The organism is Nocardioides sp. Kera G14 (genome assembly GCF_020715565.1).
In the GTDB taxonomy this organism is placed as follows: domain Bacteria; phylum Actinomycetota; class Actinomycetes; order Propionibacteriales; family Nocardioidaceae; genus Nocardioides.
In genome coordinates this window covers 2,033,096-2,051,071 of sequence record NZ_CP085839.1, presented here as the reverse complement: position 1 = coordinate 2,051,071, position 17,976 = coordinate 2,033,096, and the positions used below count along the sequence as shown (strand labels likewise).

At 68.9% G+C, this 17,976-nt stretch carries 13 protein-coding genes; 8 read left to right on the top strand and 5 right to left on the bottom strand.

Translation table 11 applies throughout. The features are described from left to right. Positions 1-3: 3 nt before the first annotated feature. Genes LH076_RS10110 through LH076_RS10095 form a run of 4 tightly spaced genes read left to right on the top strand, consistent with a single transcriptional unit; the run spans position 4 to position 3,395 of the window. Entirely contained in the window at positions 4-1,242 is a 1,239-nt protein-coding gene (locus LH076_RS10110; RefSeq protein WP_227780568.1) for a branched-chain amino acid ABC transporter permease, read from the top strand. Further along, positions 1,239-2,072 carry an ABC transporter ATP-binding protein gene (locus LH076_RS10105; RefSeq protein ID WP_227780567.1) on the top strand — a complete coding sequence of 278 codons (834 nt, stop codon included), beginning with the start codon at positions 1,239-1,241 and terminating at the stop codon, positions 2,070-2,072. The genes LH076_RS10110 and LH076_RS10105 overlap by 4 nt, the downstream gene beginning before the upstream one ends. A 9-nt stretch (positions 2,073-2,081) precedes the next feature. Continuing rightward, positions 2,082-2,786: an ABC transporter ATP-binding protein gene (locus LH076_RS10100; protein ID WP_415753340.1), complete on the top strand. Its 705-nt coding sequence runs from the start codon at positions 2,082-2,084 to the stop codon at positions 2,784-2,786. 42 nt (positions 2,787-2,828) lie between these two features. Then, positions 2,829-3,395 (top strand): GNAT family N-acetyltransferase, encoded by a 567-nt coding sequence (locus LH076_RS10095; protein ID WP_227780565.1) that lies wholly within the window; start codon positions 2,829-2,831, stop codon positions 3,393-3,395. 3 nt (positions 3,396-3,398) lie between these two features. Here LH076_RS10095 and LH076_RS10090 read toward each other — a convergent pair whose 3' ends face one another. Then, positions 3,399-3,833, bottom strand: coding sequence for a PaaI family thioesterase (locus LH076_RS10090; protein WP_227780563.1), 435 nt, complete (start codon positions 3,831-3,833; stop codon positions 3,399-3,401). A 24-nt stretch (positions 3,834-3,857) separates the two neighbouring features. On the opposite strand from LH076_RS10090, the gene polA reads away from it, so the two are divergent. Next, positions 3,858-6,548: a DNA polymerase I gene (polA, locus tag LH076_RS10085; RefSeq protein WP_227780562.1), complete on the top strand. Its 2,691-nt coding sequence runs from the start codon at positions 3,858-3,860 to the stop codon at positions 6,546-6,548. Here the strand turns inward: polA and LH076_RS10080 are convergent. Further along, positions 6,498-7,799: a lipopolysaccharide biosynthesis protein gene (locus LH076_RS10080; RefSeq protein WP_227780561.1), complete on the bottom strand. Its 1,302-nt coding sequence runs from the start codon at positions 7,797-7,799 to the stop codon at positions 6,498-6,500. The two genes, polA and LH076_RS10080, sit on opposite strands and share 51 nt — an antisense overlap. A gap of 81 nt (positions 7,800-7,880) precedes the next feature. Between LH076_RS10080 and LH076_RS10075 the strand changes: the two genes are divergently transcribed. After that, complete coding sequence (locus tag LH076_RS10075) at positions 7,881-9,629, top strand: hypothetical protein (RefSeq protein WP_227780560.1); 1,749 nt, start codon at positions 7,881-7,883, stop codon at positions 9,627-9,629. 16 nt (positions 9,630-9,645) lie between these two features. Next, on the top strand, positions 9,646-9,816 hold the full coding sequence (locus LH076_RS10070; RefSeq protein ID WP_227780559.1) for a hypothetical protein: 171 nt from the start codon (positions 9,646-9,648) through the stop codon (positions 9,814-9,816). Positions 9,817-9,831: 15 nt separating this feature from the next. Here LH076_RS10070 and LH076_RS10065 read toward each other — a convergent pair whose 3' ends face one another. Continuing rightward, positions 9,832-10,983, bottom strand: a complete 1,152-nt coding sequence (locus LH076_RS10065) for a glycosyltransferase family 4 protein (protein WP_227780558.1) — start codon at positions 10,981-10,983, stop codon at positions 9,832-9,834. A gap of 73 nt (positions 10,984-11,056) precedes the next feature. Here LH076_RS10065 and LH076_RS10060 point away from each other — a divergent pair, with 73 nt between their 5' ends. Beyond that, positions 11,057-15,124: an alpha-(1->3)-arabinofuranosyltransferase domain-containing protein gene (locus LH076_RS10060; RefSeq protein WP_227780557.1), complete on the top strand. Its 4,068-nt coding sequence runs from the start codon at positions 11,057-11,059 to the stop codon at positions 15,122-15,124. Here the strand turns inward: LH076_RS10060 and LH076_RS10055 are convergent. Both LH076_RS10055 and LH076_RS10050 read right to left on the bottom strand, forming a co-directional pair. Further along, a complete protein-coding gene (locus LH076_RS10055) occupies positions 15,034-16,194 on the bottom strand; it encodes an acyltransferase family protein (protein WP_227780556.1) in 1,161 nt (386 codons plus the stop codon). The genes LH076_RS10060 and LH076_RS10055 overlap by 91 nt on opposite strands. Next, positions 16,194-17,957 (bottom strand): hypothetical protein, encoded by a 1,764-nt coding sequence (locus LH076_RS10050; protein WP_227780555.1) that lies wholly within the window; start codon positions 17,955-17,957, stop codon positions 16,194-16,196. Before LH076_RS10050 ends, LH076_RS10055 begins: the two co-directional genes overlap by 1 nt. Positions 17,958-17,976 lie beyond the last annotated feature (19 nt).

The following is a 17,976-nucleotide window of genomic DNA, read 5'->3' as shown; positions in this document are numbered from 1 at the left end:
CACATGGCCATCGACTTCAAGAGCATCGACAAGTCCAAGGTCGGTTGGCCGCTCGGCTTCGGCATCGCGGCCGTCGTGGTCTTCGTCTTCTACAGCTTCATCCTCCCCAACCTCGGTGACGACGTCGGCACGTTCTTCCAGGACTGGCTTCCGCTCGACCAGATCAACCTCGCGCTGATCTGGGCGATGAGCGCCCTCGGCCTCAACATCGTCGTCGGCTACGCGGGCCTGCTCGACCTCGGCTACGTCGCCTTCTGGGCCTTCGGTGGATATTCGACGGCGTGGTTCATGTCGTCGTTCATCCCGACGCACAAGGCGATCGACGTGCTCGGCAACCTCTCGCCGGGCACCGAGCAGGGCGTGCACCTCAACGTCGTGCTCGTGGCGGTCATCGCGGTCGCACTCTGCGCGGCCTTCGGCGTGCTCATCGGCGCGCCGACGCTGCGCCTCCGCGGTGACTACCTCGCCCTGGTGACGATGGGCTTCGGTGAGATCACCGCCCAGTTCTTCACCAACAGCGACAACATCTTCGGGCACAACATCGGCAACGGGTCGCTCGGCATCGGTCCGACGGACAACGTCAGCGGGGTCAAGGTCACCGACAGCACGCTGAGCTGGGGCAACCTGCTCGCCTTCGACCACCAGGGGCGTTTCATCTACTTCGCGCTCCTCACGGGGATCATCATCTTCATCTCACTGCGCATCCGCTCGGGCCGACTCGGACGCGCCTGGCTGGCACTCCGTGAGGACGAGTTGGCCGCAAGCGCCATGGGCGTCTCGCTGGTGAAGACCAAGCTGTCGGCGTACGCCGTCGGGGCGGCCGCCGGCGGCCTCTGCGGCGTCGCCTACGCGATGCAGCTCGGTCGCCTGCTGCCGGATCCCTTCACCTTCTCGGTCTCCATCACCCTGCTCGCCATGGTCGTCCTCGGCGGCATGGGCAACGTGTGGGGCGTCCTGATCGGCGCGCTGTTCCTCTCCTGGTTCAACAGCACCGGCCTGGGCCAGATCGGTGACACGATCAACAACGCCGCCGGCACGAGCATCGACTTCTCGTCGTACACGTTCCTCATCTTCGGTGGCGCGCTCGTCCTGATGATGCTCTTCCGTCGTGAAGGCTTCTTCCCGGAGAGCCGCACCCGGGCAGTCATGCATGAGGGCGCCGTCGGCGACACGTTCGCCGAGGCTCCGAGTGACGAGATCGTCGAACAGGCCGAGGCCAAGGCAGAGGAGTCGTCCCTGTGAGCACCACCGCAGCAACCGCAGTCGAGGCCCCTCCCGCCCTCGTCGCCAGCAACATCAGCGTCACCTTCGGCGGCCTGGTCGCCGTCAACAAGGTCGACTTCATCGTCCCCGAGAAGTCCGTCGTCTCCCTGATCGGCCCCAACGGTGCCGGCAAGACCACGTTCTTCAACGCCCTCACCGGTCTCTACGAGCCCGACCATGGCGGTCGGGTCGTCCTGGGGGAGAAGGACGTCACGGGCTTCCAGCCGCACAAGATCGCGCAGCTGGGCCTGGCCCGGACGTTCCAGAACATCCGGCTCTTCGGTCTCATGACGGCCGAGGAGAACGTCAAGGTCGCGATGCACTCGCACCTGCGCTCCGGCATGTGGAGCACGGTCTTCGGCCTGCCGAAGCAGAAGCGCGAGGAGAGGGAGGCCCACGACTTCGCGCGTGAGCTCCTCGACTTCGTGGGCATCGGCAAGACCGCCGGCGAATACGCCCGCAACCTCTCGTACGGCGACCAGCGCCGTCTCGAGGTGGCCCGTGCGCTCGCGCTCAAGCCGAAGGTGCTCCTCCTTGACGAGCCCACCGCCGGCATGAACCCGGCCGAGTCCGCCGAGTTCGTGCGGTTCGTCCACCGGGTCCGCGACGAGCGCGGCGTCTCGGTGCTGCTCATCGAGCACGACATGTCCGTCGTCATGCGTGTCTCGGAGCGGATCACGGTGCTCGACCGTGGCGAGAAGATCGCCGAGGGCACCCCCGACGAGGTCCGCGTCAACCCGCGCGTCGTCGAGGCCTACCTCGGCTCCGCCGCAGGCGACGACCACATCACGATCGCAGACGAGGACTGAGCCATGACCATGCTGGAACTCAAGGACGTCCACGTCTCCTACGGCAACATCGCCGCCGTCAAGGGACTCAGCCTCACCGTCAACGAGGGCGAGATCGTCACGCTGATCGGCTCCAACGGTGCCGGCAAGTCGACGACGCTGCGGACCATCTCGGGGCTGCTGCGCCCCAAGAAGGGGCAGGTGACCTTCGAGGGCAAGGCGATCCAGGGGATGCCCGCGGACAGGATCGTGAACCTCGGCATCGCCCAGTCGCCGGAGGGTCGCCGGATCTTCCCGCGCATGACGGTCGCGGAGAACCTGGACCTGGGCGCCTTCCTCCGCAAGGACAAGGCCGCGGTGGCCGAGGACATGGAGGCCATGCTGGAGCTCTTCCCGCGGCTGCGGGAGCGGCTCCACCAGAAGGCCGGGACCATGTCCGGCGGTGAGCAGCAGATGCTCGCCGTGGCCCGTGCGCAGATGACCCGGCCCAAGCTGCTGCTCCTCGACGAGCCGTCGATGGGTCTCGCGCCGGTGCTGGTCGACCTGATCTTCGCCACGATCCGCCGGATCCGCGAGCAGGGCACCACGGTCATGGTGGTCGAGCAGAACGCCCGCGCGGCGCTCAGCATCGCCGACAGGGCTTACGTGCTCGAGTCCGGGTCGCTTAAGCTGGAGGGCGCGGCCAGGGACCTCCGGAACGACCCGGAGATCACCAAGGCCTATCTCGGCGGCTAACCACAGATTGTTGAGAGGCTGGCACCCCACATGAACAGCCGCATGACCCGGTCCATGGTGACCCTCCGCGAGGCGACCGTCGAGGACGCGCTCGCCCTGACCGAGCTCTGGGCCGACCTGCTCCGACGCGCCGACGCGCAGGAGCAGGCGGCCGACCTCGAGACGGTCATCAAGGACTCTGCCGACTCCGCCGAGCAGCGGATCGTCGTCGCCGAGTACGACGGCGAGTTCGCCGGTGCCGTCCTCCTGAGGATCACGACACTCACGCCGCTGAACCTCACGCCGACGGTGCTGATCCTCGCCCCGCACGTGGCGAGCAGGTTCCGCCGCCGCGGTGTCGGCCACGCCCTCATGGACGCCGGCACCACGTGGGCAGAGGAGAACGGCATCGGACATGTCACCGGTGGTGCCGCCCACGGCACGCGCGAGGCCAACCGCTATCTCGCCCGCCTGGGGCTGGGCGCCTCGGCGATCTTCCGGGTCGGCACGACCCAGGCGATGCGGGACAAGCTCACCGAGCAACTGCCGGTCAGCCAGCGGGTGCCGGGCTACCGGCCGCAGCGCGTGCTCGCGGCGCGGCGGATCCGGCGGGCGAACTCCGCCGGCTGAGCGCTACTTCGCGGCGATCAGCGCGCAGGTGATCCGCGAGGTGCAGATCCGCTTGCCGCGCTCGTCGGTGATGACGATCTCGTAGGCCGCGCTCGTGCGGCCCAGATGGATCGCCGTCGCCGTACCGGTGACGACCGTGCCGGGGTAGGACGAGCGGTGGTGGGTGGCGTTGATGTCCACGCCCACCGCGATCTTGCCGAGGGCGAAGGCGTGGATGCCGGAGCCGACGGAGCCGAGCGTCTCGGCGAGCACGACCGAGGCGCCGCCGTGGAGCATCCCGTACGGCTGGGTGTTGCCCTCCACGGGCATGGTGCCGACGACGCGCTCGGCGGAGATCTCGGTGAGCTGGACGCCCATCTTCTCGTTGAGCTTCCCCATGCCCTCGGGAAGGGCGGCCAGGAAGTCGTCGATGGTGATGGACGGGCTCTGTTCTGTCATAGCCCCAAGATAGGGTCATCCACGATGTCTGGAGCCACCCGCCCTCGCCTGCTGCTGCTCGACGGTCACTCGCTGGCCTACCGCGCCTTCTTCGCGCTGCCGGTCGAGAACTTCGCGACCGCGGCGGGGCAGCACACCAACGCGGTGTACGGGTTCACCTCAATGCTCACCAACGTGCTGCGCGACGAGCAGCCCACCCACGTCGCGGTCGCCTTCGACGTCTCGCGCCAGACCTTCCGGATGGCCGAGTACAGCGAGTACAAGGCCAAGCGGAACAAGACGCCCGACGAGTTCAAGAGCCAGCTGCCGCTGATCAAGCAGCTCCTCGACACCTGGCGGATCCCGTTCCTCGAGGTCGACGGCTACGAGGCCGACGACATCATCGCGACCCTCGTCACCGAGGCCCTCGCCGAGGACTTCGACGTCCTGGTGCTGACCGGAGACCGCGACAGCCTGCAGCTCGTCACCGAGCACTCGACGATCCTGTACCCGATGCGCGGCGTCTCGGACCTCGCCCGGATGACGCCGGCCGCCGTCCAGGAGAAGTACGGCGTCCCGCCGGCCCGCTATCCGGAGATCGCCGCGCTCGTCGGTGAGGACAGCGACAACCTCCCCGGTGTGCCGGGCGTGGGGCCGAAGACCGCCGCCAAGTGGATCGCGCAGTTCGACGGGCTGGACAACATCATCACGCGCGTCGACGAGATCAAGGGCAAGGCGGGCGACAACCTGCGGGCGCACCTCGGCGACGTGATCCGCAACCGGCGACTCAATGCGCTCGTCTGCGACCTTCCGCTGGCCAAGCGGCCGGAGGAGCTCGTGCGCGCCGAGTGGGACCGGCAGGCGGCGCTGCAGTTCCTCGACGAGCTCGAGATCCGCGGTGAGCTGCGCACCCGCGTGATGACGGTCGTCGGCGACGCCGGCGCGGCCGAGGAACCGACCGCCGAGGGTGGCTTCGAGCTCGCCGGTCGAACTCTCTCTCCGGGTGAGGTGGGTGCGTTCCTCGCTTCGCTCGGCACCACGCCTGTTGCCCTGCACGTCCGTGGCTCCTGGGGCTCGGGCACCGGCCAGGTCGACGGCCTCGCCTTCGTCACGCACGAGGAGGCGGCGTACCTCTCCCTGGAGACGGCGGCGCCCGAGGACCTGGCCGCGCTCGGCGCCTGGCTCGGCGACCCGGAGCGACCCAAGCTGATGCACGACGCCAAGGGACCGGCGCAGGCGCTGTGGGGACAGGGCGAGTGGGACCTGCTCGGCCTGCAGACCGACACGGCGCTCGCGGCCTACCTCGTCGCGCCCGACCAGCGCTCCTACGACCTCGCCGACCTGACGCTGCGTTATCTCAAGCGTGAGCTCAAGTCCGAGGTCTCGACCGACCAGGGCGCTCTCTTCGACGACCCGGCGGAAGACGCTGGCCAGGCCGCGATGCTGCACGCGCGGGCCGTCCTCGATCTCGCCGAGGCGCTCGACGGCGAGGTGGAGCGGGCCGGTGGCACGCGGCTGCTCACCGGCATCGAGCAGCCCCTCATCGGCGTGCTCGCGCGGATGGAGCGGACCGGCATCGCCGTCGACCAAGACCACCTCGAGGACCTGATGGGCTTCTTCGCCGATGAGGTGCGCGGCGCGGCGGAGGCGGCGTACGACGTCATCGGCAAGGAGATCAACCTCGGCTCCCCGAAGCAGCTCCAGGTCGTGCTCTTCGACGAGCTCGACATGCCGAAGACCAAGAAGACCAAGACCGGCTACACCACCGACGCCGACGCGCTGCAGTGGCTGTATGAGGCCACGGAGCACCCCTTCATGCTGCACCTGCTGCGGCATCGCGAGGCCCAGAAGCTGCGCGTCACGATCGAGGGCCTGCTCAAGACCGTCCAGCCCGACGGCCGGATCCACACGACCTTCAACCAGACGGTCGCCGCGACCGGGCGGCTGAGCAGCAACGAGCCGAACCTGCAGAACATCCCGATCCGCACCGAGGAAGGCCGCCGGATCCGGGAGGGCTTCGTGGTGGGGGCCGGCTTCGAGTCGCTCATGACGGCGGACTACAGCCAGATCGAGATGCGGATCATGGCCGACCTGTCGGGTGACGAGCAGCTGATCGAGGCGTTCAAGTCCGGTCAGGACTTCCACACCATCACGGCCCGCCGCGTGTTCGGGATCCCTGACGACGTACTCGTCACGAGCGAGCAGCGCGCCAAGATCAAGGCGATGAACTACGGCCTCGCCTACGGCCTCTCGGCCTTCGGGCTGAGCCAGCAGCTCGGCATCGAGCCGAGTGAGGCGCGGGGCCTGATGGAGGAGTACTTCCAGACCTTCGGCGGCATCCGGGACTACCTCGCCGAGGTCGTCGCCGAGGCGCGGCGTTCGGGGTACACGGAGACGATCATGGGTCGCCGCCGCTTCCTGCCCGACCTCACCAGTGACAACCGCCAGCGTCGCGAGATGGCCGAGCGGATGGCGCTCAACGCCCCGATCCAGGGTTCGGCCGCCGACCTGATCAAGGTCGCGATGCTCAACACCCAGCGCGCGCTGGAGTCCGAGGGCCTCGCCTCCAGGCTCCTGCTGCAGGTCCACGACGAGCTCGTGCTCGAGGTGGCGCCGGGGGAGCGGGACCGGCTCGAGGAGCTGATCCGTCGCGAGATGGGCGGCGCTGCCGACCTGACCGTGCCGCTAGACGTGAGTGTCGGCACCGGGCGCAGTTGGCACGACGCCGCCCACTGAGGGGCTCTCCGTGCTGTCGGCGCGCATCGTCCACAGACTCATGCCGAACAGGACGACGAAGAGCACGGCGTCGGTGGCGGTCGCGAGTGCCAGCAGCTCCGCCATCGACGAGATTCGCCACCAGCCGACCAGGCCCATCACGATGACGGCCGCCCAGATGAACCACGCCGAGCGACGGCTTTGGCGGGCCAGGACGGAGTACACGAGGAGCTGGAGGGCCGCGAGCAGCATGCCCAGCGCCGCGAACTGCCACAGTCGGCTCCGGATCGGGTCGTAGTCCGAGCCGCCGACGAAGACCATCGCGACGTCGGCCAGCACGACGGAGCCGACCAGCGAGCCGGCCCCGACGACGGCCACCATGCCGAGCGCGCGGAGCATCACCGTGCGGCGCTCGGCCGGCGTCGACATGGCGGGAAAGGCCACGATCGACACGAACTGCGGGAGGAACAGCACCGCCTTGGTGAGGATCAGGCCGCCGGCGTACAGGCCGGAGCCGTGGGGAGTGAGGATGTGCCGGCTCATCACGATGTCGATGTTGGAGAGAGCGAAGAAGCCGAGGAGTGCGAGGGAGCTGTGCGCGACCTCGGTGGCGAGCTGGCGTTGGGCGACCGATCGTCCCCCTCGTCGGGGTCGCGCGTGCCGGCCGCGGCTGAGGAACCACCAGCCGACCGCGCACGGCGCGATCCAGCCGAGCGCGACGGCCGCCATGCCGGCGCCCTCCGTGGCCCGGACTGACAGCGCGATCGCGCCGATGGCGAGACGAGGCACGCCGGCGGCGAGGTAGACCAGCGCGAGTGCTCCCCACCGCCGCTCGCCCTGCAGGATCCCGCACTGTGCGCCCTGCACGTTCATCGGCAGCGCGCCGACCGCGAGAAGCAGGGCGGGATAGAGGCTCTGGAGGTGCAGGAGGTGGCTGATCAGCGGCGACAGGGCGAGCAGCACCAGGGTCAGCGCGCCGGCCGCCCGCCATCCCAGCCTGAGGATGCCGTGCTCGACCTCGGCGACGTCGTCGGGCGCCGCGGCGATCCGTCGGGCCGCCGTCGCCTGGAGACCGAGCTGGAGGACGGAGGAGACGAGCTGGATCGCGAGCAGGCTCGCGATCGAGCCGTACTCCTCGGGACCGACGAGGCGCGCCGCCACCATCTGGAAGCCGTACGTCGACATGTTCATGACGACGATTGCCACTGCGATCAGCCCGCCGCTCTCCAGCAGGCGACGTAGGCCGGAGGGCCGCACGTCGGTAGTCGTCACGATGCGTGAGCCTAAGGCACCGGGCAGGGGACGGCGCCGTCGCCGCGTGTGTGCCCACGACGCTGACCTAATGTTCACCGCGTGAGCGGGCTGGGTCGTCGAGCGGGCGTCGGGAAGGGCTGCGGCCCACTCCTCTGGTCTCTGCTCTGGAGCCTCCTGCTGTCGGTGATGCTGCTCGGTCCCGCCCTCGGCCCCGGTTACGTGCTGCATCGCGACATGGTGTGGGTGCCCGATCTCGCTCTGGGCCGGGCCGATGTGCTCGGCCTCGGCTCCGCCTTGCCGAGGGCGGTGCCCTCTGATGCCGTCATCGCCGCGCTCGACGAGGTGATCCCCGCCATGCTGATCCAGAAGCTCGTGCTGCTCGGGTCGCTGGTGGGCGCGGGTCTCGGCGCGGCGGCACTGGTCGGTGGACGTACCGCTCCTCGGCTGGCGGTGGCCAGCGTCGCGATCTGGAACCCCTTCGTCGTCGAGCGGCTCGGGATGGGCCACTGGCCCGTGTTGCTCGGCTATGCGGCGGTGCCGTGGCTGGTGATCGCCGGTCGGTGCGTCGCTGCCAGAGGCACGCTGCCCGGCTGGGCGCTGCTCGTGCTCGTCCTCGGCAGCTTGAGCGCCAACGCCGGTCTCGTGAGCGGGGCCACGCTGCTCATCACCGCACTGGCAGGGGGAGGGCGCGGCAGAGGCGCCTGGCGTCGCACGGCCGTTCTCGTCGCTGCGGTCGCCGCGGCGAACGCCCCGTGGATCGTGGCGGGCTTCGTCCATGCGGCGGCTGCGGCCGATGCTGCGGGCTACCGCGCCTTCGCGACCTCGGGCGACGGACTCCCGGGACCGTTGGCGGCGCTGACGCTCGGTGGCATCTGGAACGGCGACGTCGTTCCCGACTCACGGCACGGGGTGCTGCCGTGGTTCGGCCTGCTGCTCCTCGTCCTCGCCGTGGTGGCCGGCGGGCGGCGATGGTGGCGCGCGTCAGGTCCTCGGCAGGGCGGTGCTCTGGTCGTGCTGTGGTCGGTGGGCGTCGGTGTCGCCGTGGTCAGCTGGGCCGTGCCCGGTGTGCTGGCGGATCTGGGCGGCTGGGTCCCTGGTGGCGCTCTGCTGCGGGACGGCACTCGCGAGCTTGCACTCGCCCTTCCGTTGACCGTCGGCATCGTCGCCGCGGCGGTGGAGCGCCTCTGCGCCTGGGCGCCGCAACGTCTCGCCGCCGGTGCCCTGGCGCTGGCCGTCGTCGCAGCTCCTGTCGCCCTCATGACGGATGCTGCCTGGGGGCTCGGCGGGTCCCTGCGCGCTGCGCACTATCCCGCGGAGTGGCTCGCCGCGCGGGCTCGGGTCGCCTCCGGTCACGGCGCCGCGCTGCTGGTGCCGCTGAGCAACTACCGGGCGCCGGCGTGGAACGGCGGCCAGCCTGTGATCGACCCGCTCGCGCGGGTGCTGGCCGTCGACGTGACGCTCGATGACGACCTGGTGGTCGACGGTGTCGGCGTACCGGGGGAGGACCCGGCGGCCCGAGCGGCGCGCGCGGCGCTGGGGGAGTCGACGCCTGACGCACGGGCGATCGCCCTGCGACGCGCCGGCATCGGATGGGTGGTCAGCGAGAACGACGCCGGTGGCGACGTCCCTGAGGTGGCGGGCAGCGTGGTTCATGACGGCCCGCTTCTGCGCATCATCCGCCTGGACGGGCTCGTCCAGGTCCCGTCCGCGGGCATGCCCGCGCGAGTCGCCCAGGGCCTGGCATGGATCGCTTTCCTGCTGGTGGTGGGATGCGGCGCGGCACGTGCGGCAGGCAGAAGTGTGAGGATGGCCACAGGACGCCATCAGCCTGCTAGGCTCCGGGACTGATTGGGAGGAGGGACCGATGTTCGGTTTCGGTTTTTTGGCAACGGTCGGCAGCATCATCGCTGGCGGCGCAGTCGCGGCGGTCACGGTCGTCGGCCTGGTGAACAGCACTGTCGAGTCCGCTCCATCGCACTCTGGCGACGTTTCGCAGGCGACGACGATCAGCTACGGCAGCACGTCTGGCAACTGAGCCGCACTCGCAGACTCAGTCACTCGCGGCGATGACTCGGCCCGCTCCGGCGGAGTCGAGCACCGCCGCGAAGTTCATCTGGGACTGCTCCCACGTGTGACCGGCCGCGTGCCACCATGCACCTTCGGCGAGCTCCTTGCGGAGTACCTCGTCCCGCAGTACGTCGCCCAGACGGCGCGTGAACTCCGCCGGATCCGCGACGAGCAGCCCCGAGACGCCGTCCATGATCGACTCGGTTGTGCCACCGGCGGAGCGGAAGGCGATCGACGGGGTGCGCCGACCGGCGGCCTCGGTGATGACGAGGCCCCAGCCCTCCTTCAGGGACGGCACGGCCATCACCCACGAGCACTCGTAGACGGACTCCTTGACGGACTCCCCGACGTGGCCGAGGAATGTCACCGCGCCCGGCTCGGAGTGTTGGTCGGCGTACGCCTTGAGCTCGTCGGCCCACCAGCCGTCGCCGACAATGGTGAGCGTCAGCTCCGGGAACTCCGCCCGCAGGGCGTTCACCGCGTCGACGGCGAGCTCGACCCGCTTGTGCGGGACGAGGCGGCCGACCACGCAGATCGACGGCTGGCCGGACTTGGTCGGAGCCACGTCGGGGAGACGCTCGGCGCCGTTGTGGACGACCGCGATCCGTGAGCCGGAGACGCCCAGGCCGACGAGCTCGTCCCGCGTGGCACGGGAGACGGCGATGTACTGACAGTGCCGGTAGAGCCGCGGCGCGACGCTGGACTCGAGCCACCACCCGACGCGACCCTTGAGGCCGGGGTAGACGACGGGCCACTGCTCGCGGTGGACGTGGTGGACCAGCACGACGACCGGGCGGCGGGTGACGAGCCGGCTGAAGAACGGCAGGCCGTTCTGCACGTCGACCACAACGTCGGGCCGGCCGAGTCGACCGGTGAGAAGCAGCCACATGCCCCAGAGATAGACGCTCAGCTTGCCTCCGCGGCGGACGAACCGGATGCCGTCGACGGTCTCGTCGGGCGCCGCACCCGGGTAGGCGGCCGTGAAGACGGTGACGCGATCGCCGCGGCCGCGCAGGCCATGGGCGACCTGCTCGAGATACATTTCGGCTCCGCCGCCCTCAGGGTTGGCGGTGTCACGCCAGCTCAGCATCACGATCTGACGGCCCTTGACGGCCGTCCCTCCCCAAGGACCCACTTGATAAGCGTAGGTCCGACCGTGAGATCGCGCACATTCCGGACCGGACTTCGGACTCGGGTATGGTGCGCCGGTGCGCCTCCGGCTTCGTCTCGTCGCCTCCTGCTCACTCCTTCTCGGACTGGCCTTCATCCAGTCGCCAGGACTACTCGTCTCCGACACGAAGTTCGACCTTGCGGTCTCACCGGTGGAGTTCCTCCATCGTGCCTTGCACCTGTGGGACGACTCGACATCCTTCGGGCAGTTACAGGACCAGGCCTATGGGTACATCTGGCCGACGGGCCCGTTCTTCGTGGTCGGACACCTCGTGGGCCTTCCCGGTTGGGTGGTCCAGCGGCTCTGGTACGCAGCCGTCCTGGGCGTCGCCTTCGTCGGATCTTCCCTCGTCACGCGGGCGCTCGGTGCCCGCCGGGACGCCTCCGTGCTCATCGCCGGCTTTGCGTATGCCCTGTCCCCCGCCCTGCTCACCAAGATCGGCCCCATCTCGAGCGAGGCATGGACCCTCGCGATCGCACCGTGGGTGCTCCTCCCGCTGGTCATCGGCTCGCAGGCAGGGTCTGTCCGGCGTGCTGGCTTCTGGGCGGGGCTCGCGGTGGCGACGGCGGGAGGCATCAACGCTGCAGCGACCGCGGCTGTCCTGCCTCTCGGAGTGATCTGGCTGTTGACCCGCGGCCGTGGTCCCCGACGTCTGCCTCTTCTTGGGTGGTGGACGCTCTTCACCATCCTCGGTACGGCATGGTGGCTCTTGCCGCTCGTCCTCCTCGGCGCCTACTCGCCGCCCTTCCTGGACTTCATCGAAAGCGCCGATACCACGACCTTCGCCAACAACGTCGTCGATGCGTTGCGAGGCACCACCGACTGGGTCGCCTATCTCGACAGCACGTGGCGGGGCGGCCATGAGATGATCACCGTCGGGTTCCTCGCTCTCGATAGTGCGGTGTTGGTTGGACTCGGCCTGATCGGCATCGTGCATCGGCAACAGAGGCACAGACTATTCCTGGTCGTCTCGCTTCTCTGCGGACTCGTACTCGTGACCCTCGGGCATTCGACCGGTGCCCATGGATGGGGCGACGGCTCCCTACGCGGCCTGCTCGACGGTGCCCTTGCACCGATTCGCAACCTGCACAAGTTCGACCCCATCGTGCGACTGCCGCTCGTCGTCGGGCTGGGAATCAGTGTCGATGTGGCCCTGCGGTCTCGCAGGCGGATCGAGCTTCGCCTGGGAAGGCGTGCCGGCCTCCTGGCGCCGGGCGTTGGCGTCGCGGGTCTCGTCTGCCTCGCCGCCTTTGCTGCGGCGATGCCCGCATGGACGGGCCGACTGGCGCCACTCAACCCGGTCCAGTCGACGCCGGCATACTGGAGTCAAGCAGCGACCTGGGTGAACGAACAGCATCGCGGCGTCGCCTTGTTGCTTCCGGGCTCCTCATTCGGGCACTACCTCTGGGGCTCGCCGGATGATGAGCCGATGCAATACCTCGATGCGAAGGACTGGGCGGTGCGCAATGCTGTCCCGCTTGCACCGGCGGGCAATATCCGCATGCTCGACGCCGTGGAGACCAGGCTGGCGCAAGGCACGCCGTCCGACGGCCTTGCCAACTACCTGCGCCGCGCCGGTGTCGGTCTCCTCGTGGTCCGCAACGACTTGCAGCCATCCTTCGACACGCCAGACGACGCCTACGTGACGCAGGCGCTGAGCGGCTCGCCCGGGATCCATCTGCTGAAGGCATTCGGGCCTGACGTCGGTGGTGACCCAGTCGTGAAGTCCGATGAGGGACGCCTTGTCATCGATGCCGGGCTCGCACGTCATCGGCAGGCACTCGAGATCTATGCGGTCGACGGTGCGCAGCAGTTGGTCTCCGCAGACAAGGCTCCCGTCGTCATCGGCGGACCCGAGGATCTCCTCGATGCCGTCGATGCGGGGGTGCTCACCGACGCGCCGGCCGTTCTCGGCAGTGATCTGGCAGCGAGCGACGCCGCCGTCCCCACCGGGCCAATGATCCTCACCGACGGCCTACTCGACCGTGAGCGCGGGTTCGGCCAGATCCACGAGGCGGCATCGGCAGTGCGCACACCCGGCGACGTCCGGCGTACCGGAAACCGGGTGCAGGACTACGCCATCAGTGGTGGCACCGCCTGGAGAACAACGGCGAAACTCATCGGGGCACGTTCGATCGCGGCGTCCTCGTCCGCATCGGATGCGACCGAGTACGGCGGTGCCGAGCCAGGCGAACTGCCCTTCGCCGCGATCGACGGCGATCCCGGGACCCAGTGGGTTTCAGGGACCACCGTGGGCGTGCCGTGGTGGCGGGTGAACCTCGGCCGCACGGTCTCGGCGAACGATGTGAGCATCACTCTTGGCCTCGGGGGTGAGAGCTCGACAGCCGTCCGCGTGCGGACAGCTGCGGGAACTGGCGCGCCGGTGCGTTTCACGGCCGGTGCGACCCACCGTGTCTCGCTTCCCAATGGCGACACCACGTGGCTCGAGATCAGAGGGGTGGAGGGGGAGAAGCTCGCCCTCGCGGACGTATCCCTTGCCGGCGTCGACATACGGCGTGAGTTGGTCCTTCCCACGATCCCGTCGACCTGGGGAGCTCCGGACACCATCCTGCTGCGTGCCCTTCATGACGACCGCACGGGGTGTGTCACCCGGGGGACACGGACCTCGTGCGTCGCTGAGCGCGCCCACGCCTCGGAGGAGCCGACAGGCTTCGAGCGAGTCGTCACGCTTCCTTCCGCGGCGCTACCCACGTCTTACTCCGGCAGCCTGACGGTCCAAGCCAGGCCTGGTGCAGCACTGACAGAGCGACTGCAGAGCGGCTTCCTGATTGGTGCCTCCGCATCCTCGTCCGGGGTGCCGGATGCGCGCGCCTCGGTCGTGGCGGCTCTGGACGGTCGGCCCACGAGCACCTGGATGGCTGCCGTCGACGATCCGAGCCCGACCGTCGACGTGCACTGGCTGGGCGAGCGGAGGATCACCTCGGTCACCGCGGCCCTCGCCAAGCTGGCTCCGGCCCGCAAACCGACCGCGCTCCAACTGCGTTGGCCCGGGGGGTCGGTGGACGTGACGCTCGACGGCAAGGGCTTGGCAACCCTCCCGGAGCCGATCACGACCGACCGGCTCCAGATCGAGGTGACGGACAGCCAGGACGCTGCGTGGACGGACGCCGCCGGGACATGGCACAAACTCCCGGTCGGTATCAGTCGCCTTCGGTTGGGCGGCCTGCCGCCACGCTCGTTGGCACCCTCCACAGAGCAGAAGGACTGGGGCTGTGGGTCCGGACCCGACGTCCACGTCGGCTCCGCAGTCGTCCAGACGCGCTTGGTCGCCTCGGCCGATGATCTGTACGCGATGCGAAAGGTCCCTGCGAGACTCTGCGGTCCGGCCGCACTCCAGTCCGGCGCCAACGACATCCGGGTCGATGCCACCGACACGCTGATCCCCCTCTCGTTGACTGTCCAGGACGCTGGAGTGAGCTTGGTGGGGACGGCGAACGAGTCGCGTCGGGCCACGACTGCGACCACGCGCACGATCGAGCCCTCGCCCGGCACCGTCATCCTCGATCAGCAGGAGAACGCCAACGCGGGGTGGCAGGCGACGCAGGGCGGACACCGGCTCAAGCCGATCATCCTGGACGGCTGGCGACAGGGGTGGCTCGCAGATGGCAGCAGCACGCCGGTCCACGTGGCCTTCGCACCTGACTCGATCTACCGATGGGCTCTTGCGGGCGGGCTATGTGGGCTTCTCCTACTCTTCGCGCTGACCTTGTGGCGCCGCTGGGGTTCGGGCGTGCTGCCGCCGTCGAGTGAGGCCACGTGGCCACCATCTGTCGTGGGGGGCCTGGGGCTGTCGGTCATCGGGTTGATGGGAGGCTGGCCCGCCGTGGCAGCCGCAGTCGTCGGCATCGGCCTCGCGGTGCTCAGCCGGCGACTCGGCAGGGATGAGGTCGCGTGGGGTCTCATCGCGGCCGGGATCCTGGCCGTGGGTCTGGCCTATGCGCTGCATCCCTGGGGGAGTTTCGGGGCGTGGGCAGGCTCCTGGGCCTGGACGGCCTACGTGGTTCTATGGGCGCTGGGAGTCATGGTCGGGATGGTCGCGGAGCGTCGGCCGAAGCGCGTGAACGGGCGCTCGACCAATCGGTAAAGAGCCTCCGAGACGACGATCGAGGCAGCCAAGGCCACGAGGGTGATCGTGACGAAGTGTCCGCGGAACTGCGCGAAGCCGAACACCCACATGGCGAACTGCAGGAGTGCCATATGGACAAGGAAGATGCCGTAGGAGACGTGTCCCAGGTGTCGCGCCCATGGGTGTGAGAGGAGGGCGACCCAGCGGGACGCCGGGTCGCCGAACGCTGCGGGGATGACGATCAACAGGCCTGTGACGAGGTACAGCACGTGGCGCGTGAGCGCCTCCGAGGTCGTCATGGGCAGCAGCAGCCACGGGCCGGCCAGCTGACTCGATGCGATGAACAGCACCGCGAGCACAAGCGTCCAGCAGACTCCGGGGCTGCGGCCGAGACCACGAAGTGCGCGGTCCGTGCGGGGAAAGAGTCCTGGGGCGGTGTGCACGACTGCCAATGCGATGCCCGCGGCGAACCACGAGAGGTAACCGGGGATCCACTCGCCGGCAGGACGGCCGGCGAGTGGAAGCCGGCCCGAGAGGTCGCCGATCCACCAGAAGCTGATCGCGCTCAGGAGGACGAGCACCGTCACGATCCGCCAGCGCGCCAACCGCCGGCCGATCAAGGCCATGATCAACGGGAGGAGCGCGTAGAAGCCGACCTCGGTCGCGAGGCTCCAAGTCTGCGTGAAGCCGTCGGGGAGCGTGTGGCGGCTGTAGCTGTCTGCCATCGTGAGTGCGCTGACCCAACGGGGCAGCCCGAGGTGACGGTTGGCCGGGAAGGCGACCATGACGACGGCGACCGTGACGAGGTAGGCAGGGTAGATCCGCCAGAACCGCTTCCAGTAGTAGCGAAGTGCGGATGGGGCCGGCTCGCCGGCTGCCGCCCGCACCAGCCACTCACGCGACAGGAGGAAGCCTGAGAGGACGAAGAAGACCGACACGCCGACCGCGAGCCGCGACACGACATGCCCGAAGACCCCGGCAGTCGTGTACGTGCCGGCGTTGAAGCCGACGTGCGTCAGCAGCACGGCCAGTACGCCGATGAACCGCACCGAGTCCAGGGCGGGTATCGACGAGGGCCGGCTGAGCATCACGACTTGCCGTTCGTGTCCGGTGCTGCCTCGGGTTTGCCGAGCTGGACATCGGTGATGCAGAAGCCGGAGGCGTTCGCGATCGATGTGAAGTCGAGCGTCGAGAATCGCTCACCGCTGGCGGGGAAGTACAGGCTGTGCAGGCCGGGGTCCACGACGGTCTCGTGGTGGAGCGAACCCGCCTGGACGGTCAGCGGAGTGGCCGTGGCGCTGTAGTAACTGACCTTGACCCACCAGCCGTAGCCCAGGACGGGGCCGTCGAGCGGCACGATGATGCGCCCGCCGCGCTCAGGAAAGGAGCACCCACGGTCGGCGCCGCCGACATCGTGTCGCACTGGCGTGATCAGCGCGGGGCGGATGTGACCGTCTCCTGCGACGATGTCCACTTCATCCTGGGTGATGCGGTCGAAGGCGATGTGCTTCGACCACTGGTGCAGGACACTGCGGACCATGTTGTCGGGATACGCCGCTCCCCAGATCATCCAGGACGGCACGGCGGTGTCGATCAGGGTGCGCTGCGAGGGGTGGGCGACGATGTCGCCACGCACGTGGTCGAACCACAGTTTGGTGAGGTCATGATCGTGCCAGTCCCGCGCGTAGGTCGTCGACGAGAAGGTGCCTAAGGCTGCGACCACTGCGATGGCAGCGGTGATCCGCGCCGGCCGCTCGAGGAACCCGTCCCCGGGGATGACCTCGACGGTCTCGACGGCTCCCCGGAGTGGCAGGCACGCCAGTGCCAGGGCGATGGCGGAGACGGCCGCCATCTCGGTGACGTAACGGGAGAAGAGGGCGAGGGCTGGGCCCATCAGCGAGCGAGCGCTGCTGATCAGGAGGACGTCGCTCGCGAGGAAGAGCGCCACGAGCAGCCATGCCCGCTTCGAGCGGAGGCGGCGCCGGCTGATCTCGAGACCGACAATGGCCAGAACCGCGAGGGCGGCCAGCATGAAGAGCTGGCCGGGGCTCGCAGTTCCAGCCGACTGTCCGGGCTGGAAGACCCAGCGGAAAGGGCCGCCCACGACTCCTGTTGCCCAGCTGATGCCCACGAGGTTGCCGATCAGCGGCAGCAACGGCTGGCGGGTCGAGGAGCCCGGATCGTAGTTGAGTGCGGCCTCGACGTACCACACGAGGTAGGCGACGGCGACGATCCCGTACAGGACGACGCCCGACCGATAGCTCCGAAAGACGTGGCGGAGGCGTGCGATGCTGTCACCGCTGGCGAAGTAGGCGAGCGCGAGGAAGGCGTAGAGCCAGAAGACGAGCAGCGTCTTCTCACCGAAGAGCAGGCCGGCGGCCGTGATCGTCATCGTGACGACCGCCCATCGGAGCCGTCTCGTGCGCAGGTAGTGGAGGTGGCACCACCCGCCCCAGAAGATGACCGCGATCAGCGGGGCCTGTGTGATCCCGGGGCCCCACGAGATCATCGCCGGCAGGGCCAGCGCGGTGGAGAGGAACAGCGCCAAGGGAGCCAGGATGCCGGGTCTGAGGCCGAAGGCGGAAGCCAGGAAGACGAGTGCACCGAGGTCGCCGATGGCCTGGAGGACGAGAAGTTCGCTTGCCGGCAGGGACCACGAGAGTCCAGCAATCTTCACGTTGAGCCAGCTGACACCGAAAGCGCCCGGAGTGAGGTGGCCTGCGTACCCGTGGGCGAGGGTGGACAGATCGACACGGTCATCAAGCACGACGGACATGAAGTTGGCATCGTCGAAACGGAACCACGAGCCGTAGAGAGCCCACGCGCGGAAGAGCAATTGCGCTGCGATCATGACCAAGGCGATAGCAACC

Bases quoted from the DNA above. Each gene is read 5' to 3' on its own strand.
- LH076_RS10110 (WP_227780568.1), top strand. From the start codon at position 4: ATGGCCATCGACTTCAAGAGCATCGACAAGTCCAAGGTCGGTTGGCCG.
- LH076_RS10100 (WP_415753340.1), top strand. From the start codon at position 2,082: ATGCTGGAACTCAAGGACGTCCACGTCTCCTACGGCAACATCGCCGCC.
- LH076_RS10095 (WP_227780565.1), top strand. From the start codon at position 2,829: ATGACCCGGTCCATGGTGACCCTCCGCGAGGCGACCGTCGAGGACGCG.
- LH076_RS10090 (WP_227780563.1), bottom strand. From the start codon at position 3,833: ATGACAGAACAGAGCCCGTCCATCACCATCGACGACTTCCTGGCCGCC.
- polA (WP_227780562.1), top strand. From the start codon at position 3,858: ATGTCTGGAGCCACCCGCCCTCGCCTGCTGCTGCTCGACGGTCACTCG.
- LH076_RS10070 (WP_227780559.1), top strand. From the start codon at position 9,646: ATGTTCGGTTTCGGTTTTTTGGCAACGGTCGGCAGCATCATCGCTGGC.
- LH076_RS10055 (WP_227780556.1), bottom strand. From the start codon at position 16,194: ATGCTCAGCCGGCCCTCGTCGATACCCGCCCTGGACTCGGTGCGGTTC.
- LH076_RS10050 (WP_227780555.1), bottom strand. From the start codon at position 17,957: ATGATCGCAGCGCAATTGCTCTTCCGCGCGTGGGCTCTCTACGGCTCG.